This is a genomic window from Gordonia polyisoprenivorans, from assembly GCF_017654315.1.
Lineage (GTDB): Bacteria > Actinomycetota > Actinomycetes > Mycobacteriales > Mycobacteriaceae > Gordonia > Gordonia polyisoprenivorans_A.
The window spans coordinates 380,994-403,554 of the sequence record NZ_CP072203.1 but is presented as its reverse complement, the minus strand read 5'-3'; the positions used below and the strand labels follow the sequence as shown (position 1 = coordinate 403,554).

The 22,561-nt window shown below is 64.8% G+C and carries 19 protein-coding genes and 1 pseudogene; 10 read left to right on the top strand and 10 right to left on the bottom strand.

Translation table 11 applies throughout. The features are described from left to right. Positions 1-25 precede the first annotated feature (25 nt). Both J6U32_RS01935 and J6U32_RS01930 read left to right on the top strand, forming a co-directional pair. Positions 26-970 carry an SMI1/KNR4 family protein gene (locus tag J6U32_RS01935; protein ID WP_244332492.1) on the top strand — a complete coding sequence of 315 codons (945 nt, stop codon included), beginning with the start codon at positions 26-28 and terminating at the stop codon, positions 968-970. A gap of 100 nt (positions 971-1,070) precedes the next feature. Next, positions 1,071-1,712: a hypothetical protein gene (locus J6U32_RS01930; protein ID WP_208793316.1), complete on the top strand. Its 642-nt coding sequence runs from the start codon at positions 1,071-1,073 to the stop codon at positions 1,710-1,712. 74 nt (positions 1,713-1,786) lie between these two features. Here the strand turns inward: J6U32_RS01930 and J6U32_RS01925 are convergent, their stop codons facing one another. The 3 genes and pseudogenes from J6U32_RS01925 to J6U32_RS01915 all read right to left on the bottom strand — a co-directional run bounded on the left by J6U32_RS01925 (position 1,787) and on the right by J6U32_RS01915 (position 5,274). Then, complete coding sequence (locus tag J6U32_RS01925; protein ID WP_208793315.1) at positions 1,787-2,542, bottom strand: SDR family NAD(P)-dependent oxidoreductase; 756 nt, start codon at positions 2,540-2,542, stop codon at positions 1,787-1,789. Positions 2,543-2,584: 42 nt separating this feature from the next. After that, positions 2,585-4,134 (bottom strand): annotated as a pseudogene (locus J6U32_RS01920) (AMP-binding protein). A 12-nt stretch (positions 4,135-4,146) separates the two neighbouring features. Next, positions 4,147-5,274: a DUF5938 domain-containing protein gene (locus J6U32_RS01915; protein ID WP_208793314.1), complete on the bottom strand. Its 1,128-nt coding sequence runs from the start codon at positions 5,272-5,274 to the stop codon at positions 4,147-4,149. Positions 5,275-5,500: 226 nt separating this feature from the next. Between J6U32_RS01915 and J6U32_RS01910 the strand changes: the two genes are divergently transcribed. Continuing rightward, complete coding sequence (locus J6U32_RS01910; protein ID WP_208793313.1) at positions 5,501-6,130, top strand: TetR/AcrR family transcriptional regulator; 630 nt, start codon at positions 5,501-5,503, stop codon at positions 6,128-6,130. 4 nt (positions 6,131-6,134) lie between these two features. On the opposite strand, the gene J6U32_RS01905 is transcribed toward J6U32_RS01910, so the two are convergent. Then, entirely contained in the window at positions 6,135-9,197 is a 3,063-nt protein-coding gene (locus tag J6U32_RS01905) for an MMPL family transporter (protein ID WP_208793312.1), read from the bottom strand. A 271-nt stretch (positions 9,198-9,468) separates the two neighbouring features. On the opposite strand from J6U32_RS01905, the gene J6U32_RS01900 reads away from it, so the two are divergent. Together J6U32_RS01900 and J6U32_RS01895 are read left to right on the top strand one after the other, a co-directional pair. Beyond that, the gene (locus tag J6U32_RS01900) at positions 9,469-11,112 is read left to right on the top strand and encodes a GMC oxidoreductase (RefSeq protein WP_244332490.1); all 1,644 of its coding nucleotides are present in this window, start codon (positions 9,469-9,471) and stop codon (positions 11,110-11,112) included. A gap of 52 nt (positions 11,113-11,164) precedes the next feature. Then, positions 11,165-12,217: a DUF6670 family protein gene (locus tag J6U32_RS01895; RefSeq protein ID WP_208793310.1), complete on the top strand. Its 1,053-nt coding sequence runs from the start codon at positions 11,165-11,167 to the stop codon at positions 12,215-12,217. Positions 12,218-12,238: 21 nt separating this feature from the next. Here the strand turns inward: J6U32_RS01895 and J6U32_RS01890 are convergent, their stop codons facing one another. The 4 genes from J6U32_RS01890 to J6U32_RS01875 all read right to left on the bottom strand — a co-directional run bounded on the left by J6U32_RS01890 (position 12,239) and on the right by J6U32_RS01875 (position 15,632). Next, on the bottom strand, positions 12,239-12,847 hold the full coding sequence (locus J6U32_RS01890) for a glyoxalase (RefSeq protein WP_208793309.1): 609 nt from the start codon (positions 12,845-12,847) through the stop codon (positions 12,239-12,241). Between the two features lie 69 nt (positions 12,848-12,916). Next, entirely contained in the window at positions 12,917-13,840 is a 924-nt protein-coding gene (locus J6U32_RS01885) for a MetQ/NlpA family ABC transporter substrate-binding protein (RefSeq protein ID WP_208793308.1), read from the bottom strand. 50 nt (positions 13,841-13,890) lie between these two features. Next, positions 13,891-14,634 carry a methionine ABC transporter permease gene (locus J6U32_RS01880; protein WP_208793307.1) on the bottom strand — a complete coding sequence of 248 codons (744 nt, stop codon included), beginning with the start codon at positions 14,632-14,634 and terminating at the stop codon, positions 13,891-13,893. Next, on the bottom strand, positions 14,631-15,632 hold the full coding sequence (locus J6U32_RS01875) for a methionine ABC transporter ATP-binding protein (RefSeq protein WP_208793306.1): 1,002 nt from the start codon (positions 15,630-15,632) through the stop codon (positions 14,631-14,633). Before J6U32_RS01875 ends, J6U32_RS01880 begins: the two co-directional genes overlap by 4 nt. Before the next feature lie 141 nt (positions 15,633-15,773). Between J6U32_RS01875 and J6U32_RS01870 the strand changes: the two genes are divergently transcribed. The 3 genes from J6U32_RS01870 to J6U32_RS01860 all read left to right on the top strand — a co-directional run bounded on the left by J6U32_RS01870 (position 15,774) and on the right by J6U32_RS01860 (position 18,392). Continuing rightward, on the top strand, positions 15,774-16,556 hold the full coding sequence (locus tag J6U32_RS01870; protein WP_244332489.1) for an amidohydrolase family protein: 783 nt from the start codon (positions 15,774-15,776) through the stop codon (positions 16,554-16,556). 108 nt (positions 16,557-16,664) lie between these two features. Next, a complete protein-coding gene (locus J6U32_RS01865) occupies positions 16,665-17,708 on the top strand; it encodes an NAD(P)-dependent alcohol dehydrogenase (protein WP_208793305.1) in 1,044 nt (347 codons plus the stop codon). Between the two features lie 411 nt (positions 17,709-18,119). Continuing rightward, positions 18,120-18,392, top strand: coding sequence for a hypothetical protein (locus tag J6U32_RS01860; protein WP_208793304.1), 273 nt, complete (start codon positions 18,120-18,122; stop codon positions 18,390-18,392). 3 nt (positions 18,393-18,395) lie between these two features. Here the strand turns inward: J6U32_RS01860 and J6U32_RS01855 are convergent, their stop codons facing one another. Next, complete coding sequence (locus J6U32_RS01855; protein ID WP_208793303.1) at positions 18,396-20,048, bottom strand: APC family permease; 1,653 nt, start codon at positions 20,046-20,048, stop codon at positions 18,396-18,398. 165 nt (positions 20,049-20,213) lie between these two features. On the opposite strand from J6U32_RS01855, the gene J6U32_RS01850 reads away from it, so the two are divergent. Then, positions 20,214-21,038: a serine hydrolase gene (locus tag J6U32_RS01850; RefSeq protein WP_208795914.1), complete on the top strand. Its 825-nt coding sequence runs from the start codon at positions 20,214-20,216 to the stop codon at positions 21,036-21,038. 29 nt (positions 21,039-21,067) lie between these two features. Next, positions 21,068-21,661 (top strand): peroxidase-related enzyme, encoded by a 594-nt coding sequence (locus tag J6U32_RS01845; RefSeq protein WP_208793302.1) that lies wholly within the window; start codon positions 21,068-21,070, stop codon positions 21,659-21,661. On the opposite strand, the gene J6U32_RS01840 is transcribed toward J6U32_RS01845, so the two are convergent. Next, complete coding sequence (locus tag J6U32_RS01840) at positions 21,647-22,510, bottom strand: helix-turn-helix transcriptional regulator (protein ID WP_244332488.1); 864 nt, start codon at positions 22,508-22,510, stop codon at positions 21,647-21,649. The two genes, J6U32_RS01845 and J6U32_RS01840, sit on opposite strands and share 15 nt — an antisense overlap. Positions 22,511-22,561: the final 51 nt, after the last annotated feature.

Sequence of the window (22,561 nt, the reverse complement as noted above, 5' to 3'; positions counted from 1 at the left end):
TCCAGCTCCTAGCCAAAGGCCGCTTGTGGTCCTTCCGGTCGTGAAGGAATCGTCAGATCGCGGCTTCGTCTCGATAGAGGAGAAACGAGTGGCAGAAAAAGCAGAGTCTCCCAGCATCGAAGAGTTGGTTGGGCGGGCAGTAGCCGCCGGAGCCGGCGTGGGTCTCGGAGCTGCGCCGGAACAGATTACCGCAGCCGAACAGCGCCTCGGAGTGCGGTTCGACCATTACTACCGGCAGCTGATGAGCATGTGCAATGGCATTGAGCGACTCGGCCCGATCAGCCTCTTCACCCTTGACGAGCTCGGAACGTCACAGCGGTGGCGAGATGCCCATCAGTTCATGTACTTCGAGTACTTTCTGCATTACACGCCGACCTTCGAGATGCGCGGAGAGACGATGGTCGAGCCGGAGTTCTATCCGCCACCGGAGCGGCGGCGCCCGGTGGTGATCGGATACGACGAAGCGTCACCGTCACAAGTGCTGTGCAACTTCTCCGTCGACGACCCCGACGCTGTACCCGGCGAGGTAGCCATGTGCCGCTACGAACCCTGGCTGATGGGCCAACTCGACCACTGCCTGGCCTCCTGGGTGGACGACGCCGAGAGTTGGTTTCGTGACGACGGTGCGCTGGCATCAGACCCCTTGCATGACACCATCATCACCCTCCAGCAGGCAGTAACCCTCGACAATGTCGTCGCAGCCAGCCGCTGTCTCTCCGCACGCTGGCGCGCCACTTACGACCACCACGCGCCGATCGAAATGCTCGACGACATCCGCACCCAGCTGTGGCCCCATGGCTCGCGCCCAGCACCCACCGCCCCGGTGCCCGAACCACAGAGTCCCGAAGCAACGATCACCGTCGAGTTCAGCCGTTCCGGCTGGGTCGAGCCCATCATCACAGCAAGTATCGGCGCCATCGTCGAAAACCACGTGTGGCGCATCGATTCGTGGACATGGCAGACACCGTGAACCGGGGCTCGCTCCGGGCCATTCACCCGGCTCGCCGGTATCGCAGGAAGGCGCTGAAATTGATGGACAGGGAAAAGCTTTCAGGAGAAAGAGACGGCCGATGAGCTACGACCTCTACGTCTTGCCGTCGCGTTTGGCCACCGACGCCGAGTCGGCGGCACGGGTCATGCAGCAGGACTTGGAAGCGGGTCCACCAACCACTCAGCCCCCGGATGATTCGCCCGTCCAAGCGTTGATCAGCCACATCGTCGACAGCCAGCGCCGGCGCGGAATCGAACACGAGACACCCGAACCGCTGAGATCCGGGACCTACATCACTGCGTCGTGGCCTGACGCCGAGCAGAGTCGTGAGATCGTGATACCGCTCGCTGCCACTTGTGGTTTCGATGTGTACGACCCGCAGGAGAACATCTACATCGACACCGAGCATGCGGTTCCGATCGCCGTCTTGCACGGCAGCCTCGGCCGGTTGCCGATGCTCAGCCCGCAAATGCTCGATGCTCTGGTCGACCGGTTGGAAGAGCCCGACCCGTTTCTCGTCATCGAACGCGACAGCGAGGTCTACGTGCAGACCCGCGCCAGAGACGAGGGGACGTTCGATCTGGAGTACCGCGACGGTTCTTCAGATCGACACTTCGCGACCGTCACTGATGCCGGCTCGCTTGCCGGGCAGTTGTGGGCCTGGGTTGTCGGAGGAGCCGCATCGCTGTCCGGGATGACGTGGACCAAGGTCGAACTGTGAAACCCGCACGGGGGGTGGACAACACAACGGCGGACCGCTGTCGCGGCCTCATGGCAGCGGTGGCCCCGTTGGCCTCACACCAACGACGCCGTGAGCCCACCGTCGAGGACGTAGCTGCTGCCGGTCACCCACGACGCACGGTCGGAGGCCAGGAACGCCGCCACCTCGGCGATGTCCTCGGGTGTGCCCAGGCGGCCCTGTTTGGCGGCCACCAGGTCTCCGAACGGGACCTGGGTGGCGGCCTCGAAATCCGGGATCAGTCGTTCGACCATGCTGGTGTCGGCGAATCCGGGGCAGACGGCGTTGACGCGCACTCCTGCGGGACGCATCTCCACCGCGGCCACCCGGGTCATCTGGATGAGCGCAGCCTTTGTCGCGCAATATGATCCGAGGAGCGGACTACCGCCGATGCCGGCGATCGAGGAAATGTTGACGATGTTGCCGCCGGACTCGACGAGATGCCCGATGGCCGCCTTCATCGCGACGAACGGACCCCGGACATTGACGGCGAAGATCTCGTCGAAGCTGCTGGTGGATTGCTGGAGTAGTGGGGTCGAGATCTCGATGCCGGCGTTGTTGACCAACACGTCGAGGCCGCCGAGGACGCCGACGGCTTCGGCGATCGCCGACTGTACCTGTGCCTCGTCGGTGACGTCGCAGTTGGCCACTCCCGCGGCTCCGAGTTCGGTTGCGGCGCTGTTGGCGGCGGTCTTGTCGCGGTCGCTGATGATGACCCTGGCGCCGCGCTCGATGAACAGCGCGGCGATGGCCTTGCCGATGCCGGTCGCAGAGCCGGTCACGAAGACCCGCTTGTCTTTCAGTTCGGTCATGAGGGGTTCCTTTTCGAGTGGAGAATTCCGATGTCTGGGCGATCAGTTCTGCATGGTGGCACGGACCTCGTTCTTGAGGATCTTGCCGACTTCGAGCGCGGCAGATCGTCCCAGATCTCGATCTGCTTGGGTGCCTTGACACTTCCGATGCGGTCCTTGACGAACTGGATGAGTTCGGCCGGCGAGCCATCGCGGCCGTCACGCAATTGCACAGCGGCGACGACCCGTTCACCCCATTTGTCGTCAGGCAGACCGATCACCGCGCTCTCCTTGACCGCGGGGTGGGCCAGCAGGGCCTGCTCGACCTCGGCGGAGTACACGTTGAAGCCGCCGGTGATGATCATGTCCTTGGCGCGATCGACCACGTAGAGGAAGTTGTCGTCGTCGAGGTAGCCGATATCTCCGGTGTGGTGCCAGCCGAACGCGCTGACCTCGGCAGTCGCTTCGGGATTCTCGTGGTATCCGTCCATGACGAGCGGGCCGCGTACGACGATCTCGCCGCGTTGGCCGCGGGCCACCAGTTCCCCCGAGGAATCCATGATGGCGACAGTCGTGAGTGGTGTGGGACGCCCCGCCGACGTCAATCGTTCGGTCGCCACCGAGCCGTCGGCCCGGAAATGCTCGGCGGGTGCGAGGGTCGCGATCATGTTGGGTGCCTCGGTCTGTCCGAACAGCTGACCCAGCACCGGCCCGATGCGCTCGAGTGCCTCGGTGAGTCGAGTGGGTGACATCGGTGCGGCGCCGTACCAGAGGCACCGCAACGAAGAGAGATCGGTGGCGTCGAGATCGGGATGATCGAGGACACCGTAGATCACCGTGGGCGGCAAGAATGCGTGGGTGATCCGGTGATGCGCAATGAGTCTCAGGAACTCGCCGATGTCGGGACGCGCCATGATGACGATGTGTCCGCCGAGACTGAGGATGGGAAAGGTCAGCACACCCGCCGAATGGGTGAGCGGGGCCAGCGCGAGGTAGCGCGGCCGGTCCCCGAACGGATAGCTCATCAACGCCAACGCCAACGCCAACGCCAACGCCGTCGAGGTCATCATGTTGTCCTCGGTCAGCCGCACGCCCTTGGGTGTACCGGTGGTGCCGCCGGTTCCTGCGAGCATGCACAGGCCTCCGTCCGGGCGGCGGTCGGTCTCCACCTCGGCATGGTGGTCGGCCAGCCAGTCGTCGAAGGTGAGAGCCCCGTCCACCGCACCGTCGAGGCAGACCAGCCATTCGAGGTCGGGGAGCCGATCCCGAATCCTTGCAACCAGGGCGGCGAATGCGCTCTGGAAGAACAGGAATCGACAACCGAACAGCGCGAACAGCTGCCGGTTCTCCTCGGCCTCGTTGCGTGGGTTCACCGGGCACCACACCGCTCCGGCCCGGGAGATCCCGAACACACAGGTGAGCGCGCGCGGATCGTTTCCGGAGAGGACAGCGACGCGGTCTCCAGTATGAATCCCGCTGTGCTGCAACGCTCCGGCGATGTCGACGGTCCGGTCGTGGACCTCGCCGTAGGTGAGTGTGACCGGACCGGAGGTCATGCACGGTGCGTCCCGGCCCAATGACGCGCCTTTGTCGAGGTAGTCCGATAGCCGCATGTGTCCGGCCTCTTAGTTGTTCACCGTGACAACCGGATCGAGAACGAGGCCAAAGGCGTGTAGAACACCGAGCAGCTCGCGGTGTCCGAATGCCTGGCAACTCGAGGCGAACCCGACCGCATGCGGCGGGGCTTTGAGGAGGTGGGCTGCCGCATAGGCGTTGAGCAGTGCGGTCTGCTTGTAGTTGCAGTTGCCGTTGATCAGGCAGTGCACGCGGCCCAGCGGCCCGGAAGCATAAACCGAGTCGAGAGAGGTGTTGATCCGGGGGTTCTCCCGCGGCGGTGTCTCACTGCGCACCGACGCCGAGATGGCATCGATGATCTGGTACTTCTCGGCCTCGCTCTTGCCGTCCATCTGCTCGAGCGCCGCGCCAACCATCTGCGGAACCCCCAGCATCAGAGGACGATTGAGCACTCCGCCGAGCGCACGTACATTGGCGACCCGCGGATCGTCCTTGAACCACACCGGATGCGAGGTGCCACCCCAGGGCAGCGCCAGTCCCAACTCGTGCTGGCCGGGTACGACGATCTGATACACGCCGTCTTCGTCTGGCCACTCGACGTACTCGTTCTGCTCGAGGTAGTACGCCTTGGCGAACGCCGCGTTGGTCAGGATCGTGTTGGTCGAGGCGACGGTCGGATGGCCTTTCCAGAACACCTCGATGTCGAGTGTGTCGACACCCGGGGTTTCCAGACAGATGTTCGCCGCGATCTCGCCGATCGAATACATCTGCGCCAACCCTGGTGTGAGAACCAGACTCTTCGCGGCGAAATCGGCTGCGTAGCGCTCCTTCGCGTCGATCATCCAGTTCTGCTCGCCGTTGGTGTCGGTGTAGTGCGCGCCGACCTCCAGGCAGGCCTCGACCACCGGATGGCCCCACCGGGCGAACGGCCCGACCGTGTTGAGAACGACGTCCGCACCGCGGAACGCCTCGACGAGAGCGGGAAGCGAGTGTTCGACCTCGACGATGTCGTGATCGACCGTCTCGATCCCCGGCACCGCTTCCACGATCGCATTGAGGCGGCTGTGATCGCGGCCTGCGGCGAGGAACGGGATGTTGTATTCGCGCAGGTACTCGCAGATCAATCGACCGGTGTAGCCGGAGGCTCCGTAGACGACGACGCGTTTGTCGGTGGGCATGAATCGTTCCTCTCGCAATGGACCGCCAGGGAGAAATGGCAGGTCAGGGACACGTATGAGGCACAAGGGGCGAAGCGATTTGCGGACCGAACCTGTGCTGCGGATCACACTAAGGCGAGTTCTGGACGACTGTCAAGAAAAATTTGGACGACCGTCAAGGAGTGGGGATCGACAGCCGGGCTAGACTCCGGGGACACGCCCGTGACCAGTGGGAGGAGCGACCGCGATGGCCCAACTGTCGGAGCCGCGCGCCCGTGTCGAGGAGCGTGCCCGCGACAAATTCCAGGCGAAGCGTCGAGAACTGGCGACCGCTACCCTGCACACTCTCGCCGAACTCGGATATGCGCGGACGAGTCTGCGCGAGATCGCGCAGAATTCCGAGTACTCCCATGGGGTCCTGCACTACTACTTCTCCGACAAGCTCGATCTGATCGCCGAGGCCGTCCGTCAGTACGAGGACGTCTGTGTGACCCGGTACGACGGAGTTGTCCAGCACTCTGCGGATGCCGACGATCTCCGAAAGTCATTCGGCGACACCTTCTTCGACACCCTGCTGCGCGACGCCCCGATCCACCGGCTGTGGTACGACATGCGCAACCAGAGTCTGTTCGATTCCTCTTTCCGCGCGCAGGTACTCGAGATCGAAGCCAGTCGAGAACAGATGATCTGGCGTGTGGTGACTCGCTACTGTGATCTCAAAGGTGTTGCGCCCCAGCTTGATCCGACAACCGCATATATCGTGCTCGATGGAATCTTTCAACGGGCACTCCTGCACCACCTCGCCGACGACGCCGACCAGGTCGACGCCGCGCGGGGTCATCTGGCAGCGGTGTTCGACGGACTCGACCGCGGCTGAGTCGTCACCTCCGGCCAACGGTTGCCGACGAGGTCGGCGATGGCCACCAGATTCTCTCGCCGATCACCGCCATCGCGGCCGGGACCAGAACCGTGCGCACGATCGCGATGTCGAGCAACAGGCCGACCCCGATGGTGAAGCCGATCTGCACGAGGTTGAGGACGGTGCCGCTCATGAGGGCGAACATCGTGACAGCGAAAACCACTCCGGCCGTGGTGATGACCCCGCCGGTACTCCCGAAGCCGCGGATGATGCCGCGCACCATCCCCTCTCGCGATTCCTCGCGAATGCGGTCGGCGAACAACATCGAATAATCCGCACCGACGGCGATGAGGGCCATGAACGACACTGGGATCACCGACCAGTCGAGGTCGATGCCGATCACGTGCTGCCAGACGAGCACGCTCACCCCTACTGCTGACGCAAAGCTCAGGATCACGGTGCCCACCAACAGGACCGGAGCCAGGATGCTACGCAGCAACACCATGAGGATGACCAGGACCGCCGCAGCGGCGACCGACGCGAAGATCAGGAAGTCGCGATGCAATTGGTCCTGCATATCCGCCGACAGCGACGCCAGTCCGGCCGTCGATACGGAGGCATCGGCCAAAGTGGTGCCCGTCAGCGCCCGATGCGCGACGACGGGAAGTTGACGGCTGGCCGCCATCGCTTCCTGACTGTAGGGGTTGACCTTCCATGTGACGATCATGCGTGCGGTGCGCCCGTTCGGCGAGATCAGGAGCCGGGAGCCGGCGACAAACCGCTTGTCGTGCAGCGCATCCGGCGGCAGATAGAATCCCGCTCCGGCGCCCGTCGATGTGGCGTCCCCCATGGTGGTCAGGTACTCAGAGGCCTGGTGCAGCCCTTTGGTCAACGCTCCGGTCAGAGCCACCATTTGCGCTGTCCCGTCACGCACCTGGTGCAGACCGTCGGCGAGTTGCGACATGCCACTGGAAAGATCGGCCACGCCCTGCTCGAGACGAGCCAGGTCGGCGCGTACCTGTTCGGTGGAACGTCCGGCGAGTTGCTGCAACAGTGAATCAACGGTGCTCAAGGCCGAATTGAGTTGCGGCAGTAACCCAGTAACTCGGGTGATCGTCTCGGTGGGGACTCCGGCAAAGGCATGCAGGGAGGTCAGTGCCGCAGAAGCGCGTCCGCCGAGCGCACGATCGAGTTGAGCGAACGCCGCACGCGCGGTCGCGCACGCCGGACTCGACGTGCACCGCGGCGTGGGTTCGCCCACCAGCGGAGTGAACACCTCATCGAGCTCGGTCAGGGCCTCGGTCGCCACCCGTGACGGGGAGTCGAGTGCGGCAATGGCCGATGCGGCGGTGGCCAGCGCTGTGCGCAGCACCGGAAGCGTCTGTGCCAGGGAGTCGCCGCCGGTCGCCGTTCGGGTGATGCCATTGACTTGGTCGAGGCCGTCGAGAACGGTACCGGCCATCGACACCACCTGTTGGGAACCGGACACCAGCGCGGGCATCTGGACGGCCGCCGCATCTGCTCCGGTCGAAAGCTGCTGCGCCCCTTCGGCAAGCATCCTCAATTGCGGTTCGGCCGCCGACATCCGGTGCTCGGCATCGCCGAGTTGGCCTCCGACGATGCGGGTCTGATAGCCGGTGGCGGCCTCTGCCAGCGGCTTTCCGTCGGGGCGCGTGATCGAGCGGACCAACCCGACCTCGGGAATCTTGGACAACGCCATCGCCGCCAGCTCCAGCGAGGCGAGATCGGCTGTGTTGCGCAGGTCGTGATCGGCGCGGAAGGTCACATACTCCGGCGAGATCTCGGCCGTCGGATAGTGCTGCCGCACAGCCTCATACCCTCTGGTCGAGTCGGTCGCGCGGACGGGCATCGCGGACTCGTCCCAGTTGAGGCGCAGGGTCGTCGTCGCGGCTGCGGTTCCGATCAGGAAAATCAGTGCCACGGTCGTGTACACCCCGGCATGCCGGATCACTCGAGCGCCGCGATGCTGCCACCGACTCTCCGTCGACGGCCGCGGCTCGGCGAGCCCGCGTCGCCCCGCAAGGGACAGGAGGGCATTGGGCAATGTCAACGCGATGGCGAGGGCGATCAGCACTGCGATCGCTGTGGGAGGGCCGGCCGTGGCGAACATGCCGATCTTGGTGAACACCATCGACGCACAGGCCGCGGCGATGGTCAGGGCGGACGCGATGAGGATCGGGGCGGTACGAACCGAGACGGCAGTGACCGCATCGACGACCTCTGCGCCGGCGCGGCGCGCGCGGTGATAGTTCGCGATTCCGAAGATGGCGTAGTCGGTCCCGGCGCCGAGCACCAACGCGGTCATGATCGCGATCGTGAAGTTCGATACCGGGAGCACGCCGTGTGCGCCGAGCAGGGAGATGACCGGACGGACGATCGCGAGAACGAGGCCCACGGTCAGCAGCGGGATCAACGCGGTCGTGAACCTGCGGTACGCGAGCGCCAGCATCACCGTGATCAGCAGGACCGAGACCCCGGTGATGATCAGGAGTGACACGTCGATGCCGGAGAACAGATCCGACAGCGTAGGGGTCGGCCCGCTGAAGTGCACGGTCAGCCCGCCGGGTCGCGGGAGTGCCGCGATGTGATCGCGAATCGCAATCGTTGCGTGGTGGGCGCGGGTCGAACCCGCCGATCCCGCACTGGCGACGAGTACGGTGACCGCCTTGCCGTCGCGGCTCAGCGCGATGTCGCGTGTCACCGGGTTGCCGTAGGTGTCCAGCACGTAGGCGACGTTGCTCTTGTCGGCGACCAACGCCCGCAACAAGGCGCCGTAGTACCTCTGCTCCGGGGCTCCGAAGCCGTTGCGGCTGACCAGGACCACGCTGCCCACCGCGTTGGACGCCGGAACGCCGAAGTCCTTGGCCATCTGCTCCAGGCTCTTGTTGGCTGGTAGGTCGGCGGGAACGAAATCGGCGGATCTGGTCGAGACGGTGTGCTCGAGCTGCGGGACCGTCACGGTGAGCGCGGCGGCGAGTACCACCCAGAACAGCACGATCCACACGGAGAACCGATGGGTAAGTCGCCCGATACGCCCGAGCACGGCATCACCCCGGTCGGCCATGTTCACTCCCCAGTCCATGTCAACGATCGATGATATGTATGCCACTCGGCATAGTGGGATGACAGTAGATGTGTCGCGCGGTAACAGTCAAGTGCCGGTGCCGGCGGGGGATTGTCGCCACCGGGCCGAAGGTCAAGTCATTCGTGAAACCGAAGTACGCAAAATCGTTGTCGTTCAGAAGGTTCGGCGTTGCTGCGCTACTCTCGGCGAATCGATTCAGGGTCGGGATGGGGTTCCCTGGGGGCGAAAGATGATGGATCGTCGATCGTTTATGCGGTTGACCGCTGCCGGAGTCACAGCTGCCGGCGTCTCGGCGACCGTCGGTGCGGGGGCCAGCGCGGCGCTACCTGCGGCACACGGCAGATACGAATCGCTGGTGCCGGAGATCTTTCGTCCGGTCGCCCCGCCCCGTCAACACTCCGAGGCGATCGTCATCGGCTCCGGGTTCGGCGGCTCGGTCAGCGCACTTCGACTGGCGGAGACCGGAATTCAGATAACCGTGCTCGAACGCGGATCGCGGTGGCCACACGACCCGTGGCGCAAGATCTTCGGGTGGGACGGCCGGATGCTGTGGCACGCCCAACGATCCCTTGCCGAGCGATCCGCGTCGTCGGCGCTGACGGTGCCCGCCTACGCCGAGACCCTCGGCGCGATGGCCGCCGTCGACGACTTCGGCGGAATCTTCGAGATCAGCTGGCACAACAACTCGGCCATCATGTGCGGTGCGGCGGTGGCCGGCGGATCGGTGGTCTACATCGGCATCACCGCCGAGTCCAAGCGGGACCCGTTCAACCAGGTGTTCAAGGGCGTCGTGGACTACGACGAGATGGCCACGACCTGGTACCCGAAGGCTCTGGCGGGCCTCGGAGCGACGGTGGTACCGCCGGACGTGTATCGCGATCACAGCTTCAGCAACTGCCGAGACTTCTGGCGCGTCGGCGAGAAGGCCGGATATGCACCGTATTTCGTCCCCGGCAACTGGCGATGGAACGTCGTGCGCGACGAGATCGCCGGTCGCGCCGCACCGATGGCCACCACCAGCGCGCTCGCCAACTCCAATGGTTCCCTCAACTCGCTGACATACAGCTATCTCCCCCGCGCCGAGGCCACCGGCAAAGCGACAATTCATCCGCGCCATCAAGTCAACGCCATCCACGTCGAACCTTCCGGGCGTTTCGTTCTCGACGTCGACTACGTCAGCCCGTACGGCGACGTCCTCACCAGGCGGACCCTGACGACCGACCGCCTCGTCCTCGCAGCCGGATGCCTTGGAACCAACAGACTGCTGGTGCGTGCCCGCGACACCGGAACATTGCCGAACCTCAACGAACACATCGGAACCGGCTGGGGCAACAACGGCAACGGCAACATCGACATCGCCGTCGGGGGCAGTCGTAAGGATCAGCAGTCGGCCGTCGGCGCCGCCGGATTCTTCGACACCACCGAGCAGTTCGCCCGGGTGATGGTCAACAGCACCTTCTCTCTCGGACCACTGGATTCCGCTGCCGCGGCGATGAATACCTCGGCGATCAAGATGGGCATCACATCGGTCGATCCGACGCGCGGCACCTTCCGCTACCACCGAGATTCGCAACAGGTCATCCTCGATTGGCCGGCCGGTGGCAACGGCGGCGTCGCGGAGAACTGCGAACGGATCGGCCACGTGATGGCGCGGCACGCCGACTTCCCGGTCGATGCGGTGGTCTACGAGCCCGATCTGACTTGGGCGCACTGCATGGGCGGAGCCACCCTGGGGACGGCGTGCGACGCCTACGGCCGCGTCCACGGATACCGGAACCTCTACGTCAATGACGGTGCGATGCTGCCCGGTTCGGCCGGTGCGTCCAACCCGTCGCTGACCATCACCGCCGTCGCCGAACGCAACATCGCGACCGTCATCGCCGACGGCGGCTAAGCTCGCCGGGGGGCCGCAGTGGCGCTGCGAATCAACGGCGGGGGGGGGGGACATGGAAGTTCGAGACAGGTTGCGCGCATTCGCGGCCGCCATACCCAGAGGGCTCAACCGCAACGCGCACCTCAACACTGTGCCGTTCGATCCGGCGACCCCGATGCGCACCCCGTCCGGCCGACGCCGCAACTGGGCGCACTACGGGGTGATGATTCCTGATCTGCCGGAACCGCACCGAACGTTCGGGGTCATGGCGATAGTGGGTTCGCCAGGGGTGCGAATATTCGCCAACAACCACGCCATCGTCACCACCCCCGACGACACCGCGTACACCGTGTCGGCCACCGCGGCGATGACGAGCGGCCAGTTCTTCACCCAATCCATTGCTGCGGAATGCGATTTCCGCCCGGACGGCAGTCACCTGCGGTTCGGATCAGAACTGACGATGCGCGGACGCTATCCGCATTTCACAGTCCACCGCTCCCACGACGAAGTCGATGTCGATGTCGACATCACCGCCACCGCGTCGGCCTCCTATTTCGCCAATATTCCAGGGATCTATCAGCATTGGAGTCTCCTCGCGCGGTACAGCGGCACCGTCAGCCACCGAGGTACACGCGAACCGATCGACGGACTGTGCACCGTCGAGTACGCCACGGGCGTGGGCGTTCACAGCCTGCTCGCGAATACCCGGCGAACACTGCCCGCGACGTTCTTCACCTACCATGTGCTCAACGTCGACGCCGTCACACAGGTCCTGTTCGTCACGTTGCTCGGGCCCGCCGACATCATCATTCAACAGGCGGTGTATGTCCGGACGGTGGAGGCCGCCGGGTCGGAGGTCTACACGGCCGGCATCGATTTCCGGGTCGATCGCCACGAGCCCGAACCACGGGTCACGCCCGACGGCAGGTGCATGCGGCTACCGCAATCTCTGTCGTGGAGTCTGACCGATTCGGAGGGGTGGACCATCATCAGCATCCAGGGCGCGGTCGACGACCTCGTTTACGGCCTCGGTGCGGGATACGTCGGCAATTACGAATATCACGGCAGTTTCGGCGGCCGACCAATCGCCGGCCGAGCGTATCTGGAGTATGTCGATTGCCGATGACGCGTCCGCAACACTCGTCGTTCACAAGTCCGATGCGTAGACGAACCCGTCCGGATCGGTGAACGTGGCTGTGCCGGTGAACAACCGGATGCGATGTACACCATCGCCTTCCGGGCGGACCCCGGCGTCCTTGGCGGCGGCCTTGCGCCCGTAGAGGGCGAGCGTGATCGGTCCGCCGGCGAACTCGACATACTTGCGGCCGAACGACTTGGCGACCTCGAAGCCGTGGTCGGTGTAGAACGCCTTGGACGTCGCAATGTCGTTGGCGCCGATCAACATCACGACGTTCTCGACCGTTCGCAGCGGTGCGCCGGTGTTCTTCTTCGACGACGAGGCGCTCTTCCAGATCGCGCCGTCCGGTGCGCGCAAGACACCGCCGTATCCCCAGAAGGAGCGCCGTGCGGGTTTCAGGAGCTCGGCACCGGCATCGAGTGCCGGGTCGATGAACGAGTCGACGACCGCCGGCTCTGCGACGACGAGGGAGAGCACGAACCCACGGAACCCGGTGGTCGGCTCGTTGCTGTGGTGCAGACGAAGCCGATCACCGAGTCCGAAGGCCTTGTCGTAGAACGCTTTGGCGTCTCCGGGATCGGTGGCGCCGAGGGACAGGGAATCGATGGTTGTGGTCATGTCCTCACGGTAGGACCGGTGACCGCACCCAGGCTTCTCGATTCCTGACCGGTTTTCCGACGTCTCCTATCAGAGCGGCAAGAGGATGTTCTTCACCTGCGGATCGGTGCGCAGGTAATTCTGGACGGCGGGATCCTTGAAAGCGGCGACCAGCTTCTTGATGTTGTCGGCGTCCTTCCACTTCGACCCGATGGTCAGCTGTCCGGCGAACTCGTCGGGCGCAGGCGGCGAGAAGATCTGCTTGGCGATGTCGATGTCGGCGGCGAGGTAATACTCGGTGTAGCCGACGGTGGCGTCGAGGTCGGGCAACGCACGCGACTGTGCCGCGAAGTCGAGCAACTTGAACTGCAAGTTCTTCGGATTCGTCGCGATGTCGTCCTGGGTGGCCTTCCACTTGTCCACCCCCGGCTTCAGGGTGATCAGACCGGCCCGCTCGAGTAGCCACAGGCCCTGCGCTTCGTTCGCGGGGTCGGAGTACAGCGACACCGTGCCGTTCTGCGGGATCTGTGCGGGCGAGGTGTACTTGTCCGACCAGATACCGAATCCCCAGCGGAACACCGGAGTTGCGGCCTCTTCCTGGAAGTCGGGGTTCGCGTCGAGTACCTGAGAGAGCCAGAGGCGATGCTGGTAGATGGTGCCCGCCACCTCGCCGTCACTGACCGCCCGGTTCAGCGTCGTGGAGTCCGAGAGTCCCTTGAACGCCACGGTGATCCCGTACCGGGGCGCGACGTTCTTCGACACGAAGTCGACGAGCGCTTCCTCGGCGGCATTACCCTCGGCGGTCACGACCGTCAGAGTCGCTCCGGGAGTGTCGTTGGCCGACTTGGTATCCGATCCGGCGAAGCGCCAGCCGATGATCGCTGCGATGACGACGACGACCACCCCGATCGCGGCGTAGATCGGCCACCGACGCCGGGTGCGCAGTTCGATGTCACCGCCCGGTGGTGGTGAGGAATCGGTCGAGTCGATCTGGGGTCCGGTGGTCTGGGACATGGGGTATCGCCCTTCGTGCGGGTGTGGAGTGAGCAGGGGAGTGGGGTGGGTCAGACTTTGGTGCGAGCGGATCGATCGGTGCGAATGGTTCTGCTGCGCAGCGACTTCTCCGGGGTGAGATGCCGGACGAGGCCATCGCCGATCACCTGGATCAACGCGACGACGACGATGAGGGTGACGATCGTCGCGATCATCACGCCGTGATCGAAACGTTGATAGCCGTAGGTGACCGCGACATATCCCAGGCCGCCCGCGCCGATGGTGCCGGCGATCGTGGAGTACTCGATCATCGCGATCGTGTTGATCGTGAGGCCGCCGACGATGTTGGGAAGGGCCTCGGGAATCTGTGCGGTCCAGATGATCTGGGCGTTCGACCCGCCCGACGCCTTGGCGACCTCCACCACCGAGGTGGGTACCGAGCGCAACGAGTTCTCGACGATGCGGGTGAAGAAGGCGATCCCGGCAATCGACATCGGGACGACTGCGGCCGGAATCCCGATGTTGGTGCCGGTGAGCAGTCGGGTGAACGGGATGATCGCCGTCATCAGGACGAGGAACGGCAGGGAACGTCCGATGCTGATCACCCAGGACAGCGGCGTGTGCAGGGACCGGTTCTCGAACAACCCGCCCGGGGCGAGGTTGTGGATCAGCGCACCGAGCGGCACCCCGACGACCAACACGATCACCATCACGATGCTCACCATGAGGACCGTGTCGATGAAGGCCGGGATCAGCAGTGACGGAATCTCGTTGACCGGCACGGTGATCGCGGCCAGGTGAGTGGTGTCGCTCATACCGTGGCCTCCTGGGAACGTGCGCCGGCGCCGACGGTGATCCCGTAGGTGGCGGCCTCGGCGGAGAAGGCCTCGAGCGAGTGGTCCTCGACGGAGACGGTGAGTTCGCCTGCGGTGACGCCGTCGACGCTTTGGATGTTCGCGCCGAGCACACCGACGGTGGTACCGATGGTGCTCGACACCCGTGCGATCCAGTCCGGTGGTACGGCCGCCGAGTTGTAGGTCACCTCGACGCTGCTGCGGCCGGGCGCGACGGGGGCGGCGGTTCCGCGCGGGCGCAACGCCTTCCCCAGTACCGAGTCGGGGTCGAGGACGAGATCTGCCACCGCCCCCTGCTCGACGATGCGCCCATGGTCGAGGCGACCGGCGCGGTCGGCGATCCGGGTGATGACATCCATCTCGTGGGTGATGAACACCACGGCGAGGCCCAGCTCCTCGCGGACGTCGCCGAGGAGGTTCAGGAACGACGTCGTCGCCTGCGGATCGAGACCAGAAGTCGCCTCGTCGGAGAGCAAGACGGCGGGTTTGAGCGCGAGGGCCCGAGCGATTCCCACGCGCTGCCGCTGCCCTCCGGAGAGCTGATGGGGATAGAGATCGGCTCGGTCGGCCATGCCGACGCGATCGAGCAACTCGCCCACCCGCGTTCGAATGGCGGCTTTGGTCGCGCCGAGATACTCGAGTGGGAGCGCGACGTTCTCGGCTGCGGTTCTGCGTGACAACAGATTCGCCGACTGAAAGACGGTTCCGATACGTCGCCGCGCGGCCCGCAAGGCGCCGGCGTCGAGATGCGCGAGGTTTTCGCCGTTGACGATCACCTCACCGGAGGTCGGCCGCTGCAACAGATTCAGGCATTGGGTCAGCGTGGACTTGCCCGCACCGGACGGGCCGACGACGGCGAAGATCTCACCCCCGGAGACGGAGAAGGTCACGTCGTCGAGGACGGTCACCGGTCCCGAGGGCGTGGTGAAGACCTTGTTAAGACGGGACACCTCGATCATGGGCGATCGGGCTCACTGTATGGACATTCTGGCACCAGGAGATCCTGACGACCCCGACGCCGAAGGACCATCATTACGCGCACACCGCGCGAAACGGCCAGGTCGGACGTGAAAGGGCCGGTACAGTCCCGAATCCGTAGCATGGCTGCCATGCCGGTCATCGACGCCCACTGCCACATCATCGATCCGCGGTTTCCACTGGTCGGCAACAACGGTTACGTCCCCGAACCGTTCGATGTGCACGACTACCTCGAACGGGTCAGACCCTTGGGGGTGTCCGGAGGAGTGGTGGTGGCCGGTTCCTTCCAGGGCAGCGCCCAGGACTACCTGATCGCCGCACTGCGCGAACTCGGTGATGGCTACGTCGGGGTGACCCAGCTGCCGGCCGATGTGAGTGACGAGCGGATTCGTGAGCTCGATGCCGCGGGCATCCGTGCGGTCCGATTCAATCTGTATCGGGGCCCGGTCCTGTCGTTGTCGGAGGTCTCGCGGTTCGCCCATCGGGTGTACGAGGTCGCCGGGTGGCACAGCGAGTTCTATCTCGACGCGAAGGCGCTGCCCGATCTGGCACCCATGCTCCGGCGACTACCCGCGGCCACCATCGATCACCTTGCGATGTCCGACGACGCGACCGGCATCCTGCTCACTCTCGTGGAACACGGATTGGTGATCAAGGCAACCGGATTCGGCCGGATGTCCATCACCGATCCCGACGCGTTGATGGCGGACATCCTCTCCGCCAATCCGCGCGGATTGGTCTTCGGCACCGATTTGCCCTCGACTCGCGCCGCAATTCCGTTCCAGGACGGTGATCTCGATCGTGTTCTCCAGGTGGCCGGTGCCGAGCACGCCGATGCGGTTGTTCGCACCAATGCCATCGAGCTGTATCGGCTCGGCGTCGCGGTCGATCCGTCCTCCCCGTAGACGGCCCTCCGCGGAGACGACCGCGAAGTGGGGGCCGACGACCCATGCGATTCCGGCCATCAGAGCGTAACAAGGAAGGGGGGCGACAACGCAGGAAGGTGATGCCAGATGAAGGCCGTCCAGATGATCAAGCCCGGTTCCGAGCCCGAACTCCGTGACGTGAGCAAGCCGGCGCCTGGCCCCGGGCAGGTACTGCTCAAGGTCGCCGCAGCGGGCGCCTGCCACTCCGACGACTTCGTTCTGAACATGCCTGCAGAGAACTTCCCGTATCCCCTGCCGATGATCCTCGGCCATGAAGGTGTGGGTGTCGTTGCCGAAGTGGGACAGGGGGTCTCGTCGATCTCCGAGGGTACCGCCGTTGCGGTGTACGGCCCGTGGGGATGCGGGATTTGCCACTTCTGTGCTCGAGGGCTGGAGAACTACTGTTCGCGCGCAATCGAATTGGGGATCACGCCGCCCGGACTGGGTACCGATGGCGCGATGGCCGAGTACCTCATCGTCGACGACGCGCGGCATCTCGTTCCGATCGGTGACCTCGATCCGGTAACGACCGTTCCGCTCACCGACGCCGGGTTAACGCCTTATCACGCGATAAAGCCGTCGCTGAGCAAGCTCGTCGGCGGCACGACGGCCGTGGTGATCGGTTCCGGCGGGCTCGGTCACGTCGCCATTCAGATGCTGCGTCACCTGACCCCCTCCCGGATCATCGCGCTCGATGTGACCGAGGAGAAGCTGGCCTTCGCCAAGGACGTCGGCGCTCATGAGGCAGTACTCAGCGACGCAGATGCCATCGCGAATGTCCGCAAGATCACCGGAAGCGACGGTGCCACCGCAGTTTTCGACTTCGTCGGATACCAGCCGACCATCGACACCGCGATGGGAGTGGTCGGCGCGATGGGTGATGTGACCATCGTCGGACTCGGAGACGGGGTGGCCACGGCCAAGGTGGGCATCTTCGCCCAGCCCTACGAGGTGTCGGTGCGTGCACCCTACTGGGGTGCCCGTGATGAACTCATGGAGGTGCTCGACCTGGCGCGCGACGGTGTGCTCGATGTTGCGGTGGAGCGCTTCACCCTCGACAACGCCCTCGAGGCCTACCGCAAGCTCGCGGCGAATGAGTTGCGCGGGCGTGCCGTGGTGGTTCCGGAGTAGCCGGGAGCCCAGGGCACCGACCTTGGTGGCTCGTCGCGTCGATTCCCCGGCGATGTGGTCACCGGGAGGATCAAGGACCAATTCCCGCCGGCAGGCGTGAGCCTGCGTTCGACGAGGCGTTGGGCGAATGTCGGTATTCGTCGACGGAGCCTGCCCACACAGCGAAGTCTCGATTTCGTCCGCACGAACGGGAGCGGCACGAATCCCGGTGGCACCTGCAGTCCGGCGCTGCACAGTTCATCGAGGTTGGCGCCCTTGCCGCCGGCGTCCTCGGCGGCATCGTCGAGTCGAAGGTTCGAGAATTCTCGGATCATTGCTGACCTCCTCGTTCACCTTCCATCGTCCGCGCCGACGACGCCGACGCCTAGGGACCGAGGACACCAGTTGGTGCTGGGTAGGATCGACGGGGCCATGCGAGAACCCGCCGGCACGACCGACCTGGTGATGATCACGGTCATCACCGTCGTCGGTGTGGCCGCCGCGTTCAGCGCGCTCGCCGCGGCCTACGTCTATCTGCGCGAACGTCCGGGACGCGACCGTGACATCAAGGGCAGGGACATCCGGGGCGGGGACATCCAGGGCAGGGACGCCCGGGAACGGCTCGCCCGCCGGTGGCTCATTGCCGTGGCGGTCTTCGGCGTCACCGCTGTCGTCCTGCGATTCGGATGGCTGATCCTGGGCTGATTGTCAGCTCGCCGCGGGCCCGAGTTCCTGCTCTTCGGCGTCGGCCTCGGCCAGCACCGCGTCCATGTGTTCGGTCATCGTGGCCTTGTTCAATCGGAAGTGCACGGCGAGATAGAACACGACGACGCTGAACACCACGGTGATGATGTTTGCCCACCAGAAGCCGAGGATGGCGCTGCTGTCGAGGTTGCCGGCCAGATAGGAGATCAGGGCGAGACCGGCCAGCCACAGGATCATCCATGAGCCTGAACGCATCTCGAGCACCGGCTGGTCGTACACCATCTCCAGGATGGCCAGCAGGACGAGGCCGATCAGGACGGCTATGAACAGTTTGAGGTTGATCGTCCACGTCGACCAGACGGCGATGAGATTGGAGGCGACGAACGCCAACACCGGGATCACGTCGCCGCCGGGCACACGGAACGGCCGTTCGCGCTCGGGGTCCGAACGACGCAGTGCCGCAACGACAACAGGCCCTGCAGCAAAGGACAGCACGGTCGCCGAGGTGATGAACCCGACGAGTTGCTGCCAGCTCGGGAAGGGCAACAGGATGATCAGACCGAGGACGAAGGCGACGAACAGGCTGATCAGCGGGACACCGCGGTTGGTCGTCTTGGCCAGTGCCTTCGGCGCATTGCCGTTGCGCGCCATGGCATAGGACACGCGTGAGGTGACGGTGGTGTAGATCAATCCGGTGTCTCCGGGGGAGATGATCGCGTCGATGTAGAGCAGCGTGGCGAGCCAGCCGAGTCCGATGGCGGTGGCGATTGCGGCGAGCGGACCGAAGTCGTTGGTGAACCCCATGGTCGCCCACCCGTGGATGAAGTCACGCGGATTGAGAGAACCGATGAACGCCACCTGCAACGCCACATAGATGATGCCGGTGAGGATCACCGACCCGATGACGGCGATGGGCACGTACTTCCGGGGATTCGACGTTTCGCCGGCGAGCTCGATGCCCTGACGGAAACCCAGAAACGAGAACACGATTCCCGAGGTGGCGATCGCGGTGAACACGCCTTCCCAGCCGTTGGGCATGAAGCCTTTGGAGGTGAAGTTGCTGGGATGGAACTGGGTGACGAGGAAGGCGATCACGACGACGGTGATGATCGCCAGCTTCCACCACACCAGCACGTTGTTGACTCGGGCGAACCAGCGGACGCCGATGTAGTTGACCACCACGAAGAGTGCGAGGAGGACCACGGCGGTGAGGTAGCCGAGGCCGGTCAGCGTGTGCACCGTGTCGCCGTTGACCGTCGATTTGGAGGTGAACGCGGCGTACTTGGTGGCGTACTGCAGGGCGCCCTCCACCTCGATCGGCGCGACCGTGCCGCACGCGATCCACAGGATCCAACCGCTGGTGTAGCTCGCGAACGAGCCAAAGGCGATGTGCGGGAAGCGAACCACGCCACCGGAGACCGGGAACATGGTGCCGAGTTCGGCGAAGGTCAGTGCGATCAGCAAAATCATGACCGCACCGATCGACCACGAGATGATCGCCGCCGGACCCGCCTTCTGCGCGGCATTCATCGCGCCGAAAAGCCATCCGCTACCGATGATCGAACCGACGCTGGCGAACAGCAGACCGATCAAACCGACGTCTCTGCGCAGGTTCCGGTTGTCACCCGCTTCGGGCCTCGCGCTCGTCTGTGTCATCAGAACTCCTTAGCCGACAGAAGAACTTTTACCGTTCTGAATTGCGAGCGAAAACGGATCGGGCGCCGGACTTTTCCGATTTATAACTACCTGTTTCCGTCATATCCGACTCGATGTCGGGTGCGATGAGGGCTGTGCCGTACGGTGGCGCCCATGCGACGACACATGATTCGTACAGCCCTCGCCGCAGCGCTCTCGGCGGTGGCGGCATCGGTCGTGTCCGTCACCGGAGCACCGGCACACGCCGCACCTCTGGGTGACATCGCGCGTGCCGTCGAGCTACCGGGTCGGCTGACCGCCGCCGACGCCTACGCGGCCACCCGGCCGGGCCACACCGGGATCGTGGTGATCGACCGCGTCACCGGTGCGACGTACGCCGATCGCAACGCCGACACCCCGGTGTGGACGGCGTCGACGATCAAGCTGGCGATCGCCACCGACCTGCTGAACCGCGTGCGATCGGGTGCGATCACGCTCTCGCCCGCCAATCGCGCCGACATGCACGCCATGCTCAACAGCTCCGACGACGAGGCGACCGATCGACTCTGGTTCGCCTTCGCCGGGCCTGATCACCAGACCTTCAACCGCGACTTCCGCGCGTTCGGGATGACGTCGCTGGCGCCGCAGCGAGGATTCACCGAGTTCTATCCCTATTGGGGATTCCAGAAGGACACACCGCGCGACCTCGCACGACTGGTCGACTACGTTCTCACCCGCACGGCGCCGGCCGACCGCGCCTACCTCATCGGCGAGATGCGTGGCGTCGCCGCGGATCAGCAGTGGGGGATCAAGTCGTTGCCCGCGAATCTGGCGCCCGGCAACAAGAATGGTTGGTCCGACGAGCAGGGCGGGTCGGTGATGAACTCCATCGGATTCGCCGGCGACAACCAGCGATTCGTCGTCGCCATCATGAACAACCTTGCGGGTCAGGGTGGTCAGCCGCAGGGTAGGGTCACCGTGTCCCAGGTGGCACGAGATCTCCTGGGCTGACCTACCTCCCAGGCTGAGACGGAGCAACCATGACCGACGCCCACCCGATCAGCGGGTTCGAGACGCCGACACTTGAGGACCTTCCCGATGATGTGCGTGACCGCATCCTCGCGGTACAGGAGAAGTCGGGTTTCATCCCCAATGTGTTCCTCCTGCTGGCCCGGCGCCCCGACGAATTCCGGGCATTCGTCGCCTACCACGACGCGTTGATGGACAAGCCCGGGAATCTGACCAAGGCCGACCGCGAGATGATCGTCGTCGCCACGTCGAGCCCCAACCAATGCCAGTACTGCGTCGTCGCCCACGGTGCGATCCTGCGCATCCGGGCCAAGAATCCGCTGATCGCCGATCAGGTCGCCGCCAACTATCGCAAGGCCGACATCACCGATCGCCAACGCGCCATGCTCGATTTCGCCCTCAAAGTCTCGACCGAGGCCTACGCGGTGTCCGAATCCGATTACGACGCACTGAAATACCACGGCTTCACCGATGAGGACGCCTGGGACATCGCGTCGATCTCGGCGTTCTTCGGGATGTCCAATCGGATCGCCAACGCCACCAACCTGCGGCCCAACGAGGAGTTCTACGCGATGGGACGTGCGGATCGCTCACGGTCCACGTAATAACAGTGCCTGCGTGCCGAGAACGATTGCCAGGTCCAGCTTCTCGGCATCGGCAGTGTCCGGCTCCGCAGTGTAGATCATGATGCGCAGGTCATCGCCGGCGACGACGAGGGTGTCGCAGTCGACGGTGATCGGCCCGACCGTCGGGTGAACGATCACCTTGTGACGTGCGGCGTCGGGGGCCGGCGCATCGTCGGCGGACTCCCAGAGTTCGGCGAATCTCGCACTCGACGAGGTCAATTCATCGATCAGATCGCGCAGCGCCGGATCGGCCGGATAGCGTACTGCCGTCATCCGGAGATCGGCGACGAGCCGCTCAATCTGTGCGTCGTGCTCCTGCGCGCTCTGACGCGCACGTGATGCCGGGCCGTGGATGTTGCGCCACAGAGCATTCCGCTCCCAACGCGTGAGGACCGACGTGTCGCCCATTAGTGCGTCGTAGGCGGGGTTGGCGATCAGCAGATTCCACGCGGCGTCGTACACCACGACCGGCGTGCCGGCGAGGCGGTCGAGCATCCGCGCGACACTCGGTGCGATCCGGGTGCAGATGAGCCCGACGCCGGGCGCGGTATAACCGGCGAGCAGGAACAGCCGTTCGCGGTCCGCGTCCGGAAGACGCAACGCGCGCGTCAACGATTCGACGACCTGCGGAGACGGGGAGGTCGCCCGGCCCTGCTCGAGCCGAGTCAGATAGTCCACCGAGATACCGGCGGTCATGGCGAGTTCTTCGCGACGCAGACCCGGAGCGCGCCGCCGCCCACCGCCCGGGAGGCCGACCGCTTCTGGTGAGAGGCGCTCCCGATGACGCCGGACGGTCTTGCCGAACTCCTCGTTCTTCACCACACGCACCACTTCAGTCTGCTCTCGCAGTCCGCGCGGTGTCCTGGTACTGCGAGTCCT

What these genes read in the sequence shown, in the direction of transcription:
- J6U32_RS01930 (WP_208793316.1), top strand. Translation starts at nt 1,071, where the DNA reads ATGAGCTACGACCTCTACGTCTTGCCGTCGCGTTTGGCCACCGACGCC.
- J6U32_RS01925 (WP_208793315.1), bottom strand. Translation starts at nt 2,542, where the DNA reads ATGACCGAACTGAAAGACAAGCGGGTCTTCGTGACCGGCTCTGCGACC.
- J6U32_RS01915 (WP_208793314.1), bottom strand. Translation starts at nt 5,274, where the DNA reads ATGCCCACCGACAAACGCGTCGTCGTCTACGGAGCCTCCGGCTACACC.
- J6U32_RS01910 (WP_208793313.1), top strand. Translation starts at nt 5,501, where the DNA reads ATGGCCCAACTGTCGGAGCCGCGCGCCCGTGTCGAGGAGCGTGCCCGC.
- J6U32_RS01905 (WP_208793312.1), bottom strand. Translation starts at nt 9,197, where the DNA reads ATGGCCGACCGGGGTGATGCCGTGCTCGGGCGTATCGGGCGACTTACC.
- J6U32_RS01900 (WP_244332490.1), top strand. Translation starts at nt 9,469, where the DNA reads ATGCGGTTGACCGCTGCCGGAGTCACAGCTGCCGGCGTCTCGGCGACC.
- J6U32_RS01895 (WP_208793310.1), top strand. Translation starts at nt 11,165, where the DNA reads ATGGAAGTTCGAGACAGGTTGCGCGCATTCGCGGCCGCCATACCCAGA.
- J6U32_RS01890 (WP_208793309.1), bottom strand. Translation starts at nt 12,847, where the DNA reads ATGACCACAACCATCGATTCCCTGTCCCTCGGCGCCACCGATCCCGGA.
- J6U32_RS01885 (WP_208793308.1), bottom strand. Translation starts at nt 13,840, where the DNA reads ATGTCCCAGACCACCGGACCCCAGATCGACTCGACCGATTCCTCACCA.
- J6U32_RS01880 (WP_208793307.1), bottom strand. Translation starts at nt 14,634, where the DNA reads ATGAGCGACACCACTCACCTGGCCGCGATCACCGTGCCGGTCAACGAG.
- J6U32_RS01875 (WP_208793306.1), bottom strand. Translation starts at nt 15,632, where the DNA reads ATGATCGAGGTGTCCCGTCTTAACAAGGTCTTCACCACGCCCTCGGGA.
- J6U32_RS01870 (WP_244332489.1), top strand. Translation starts at nt 15,774, where the DNA reads ATGGCTGCCATGCCGGTCATCGACGCCCACTGCCACATCATCGATCCG.
- J6U32_RS01865 (WP_208793305.1), top strand. Translation starts at nt 16,665, where the DNA reads ATGAAGGCCGTCCAGATGATCAAGCCCGGTTCCGAGCCCGAACTCCGT.
- J6U32_RS01860 (WP_208793304.1), top strand. Translation starts at nt 18,120, where the DNA reads ATGCGAGAACCCGCCGGCACGACCGACCTGGTGATGATCACGGTCATC.
- J6U32_RS01855 (WP_208793303.1), bottom strand. Translation starts at nt 20,048, where the DNA reads ATGACACAGACGAGCGCGAGGCCCGAAGCGGGTGACAACCGGAACCTG.
- J6U32_RS01850 (WP_208795914.1), top strand. Translation starts at nt 20,214, where the DNA reads ATGATTCGTACAGCCCTCGCCGCAGCGCTCTCGGCGGTGGCGGCATCG.
- J6U32_RS01845 (WP_208793302.1), top strand. Translation starts at nt 21,068, where the DNA reads ATGACCGACGCCCACCCGATCAGCGGGTTCGAGACGCCGACACTTGAG.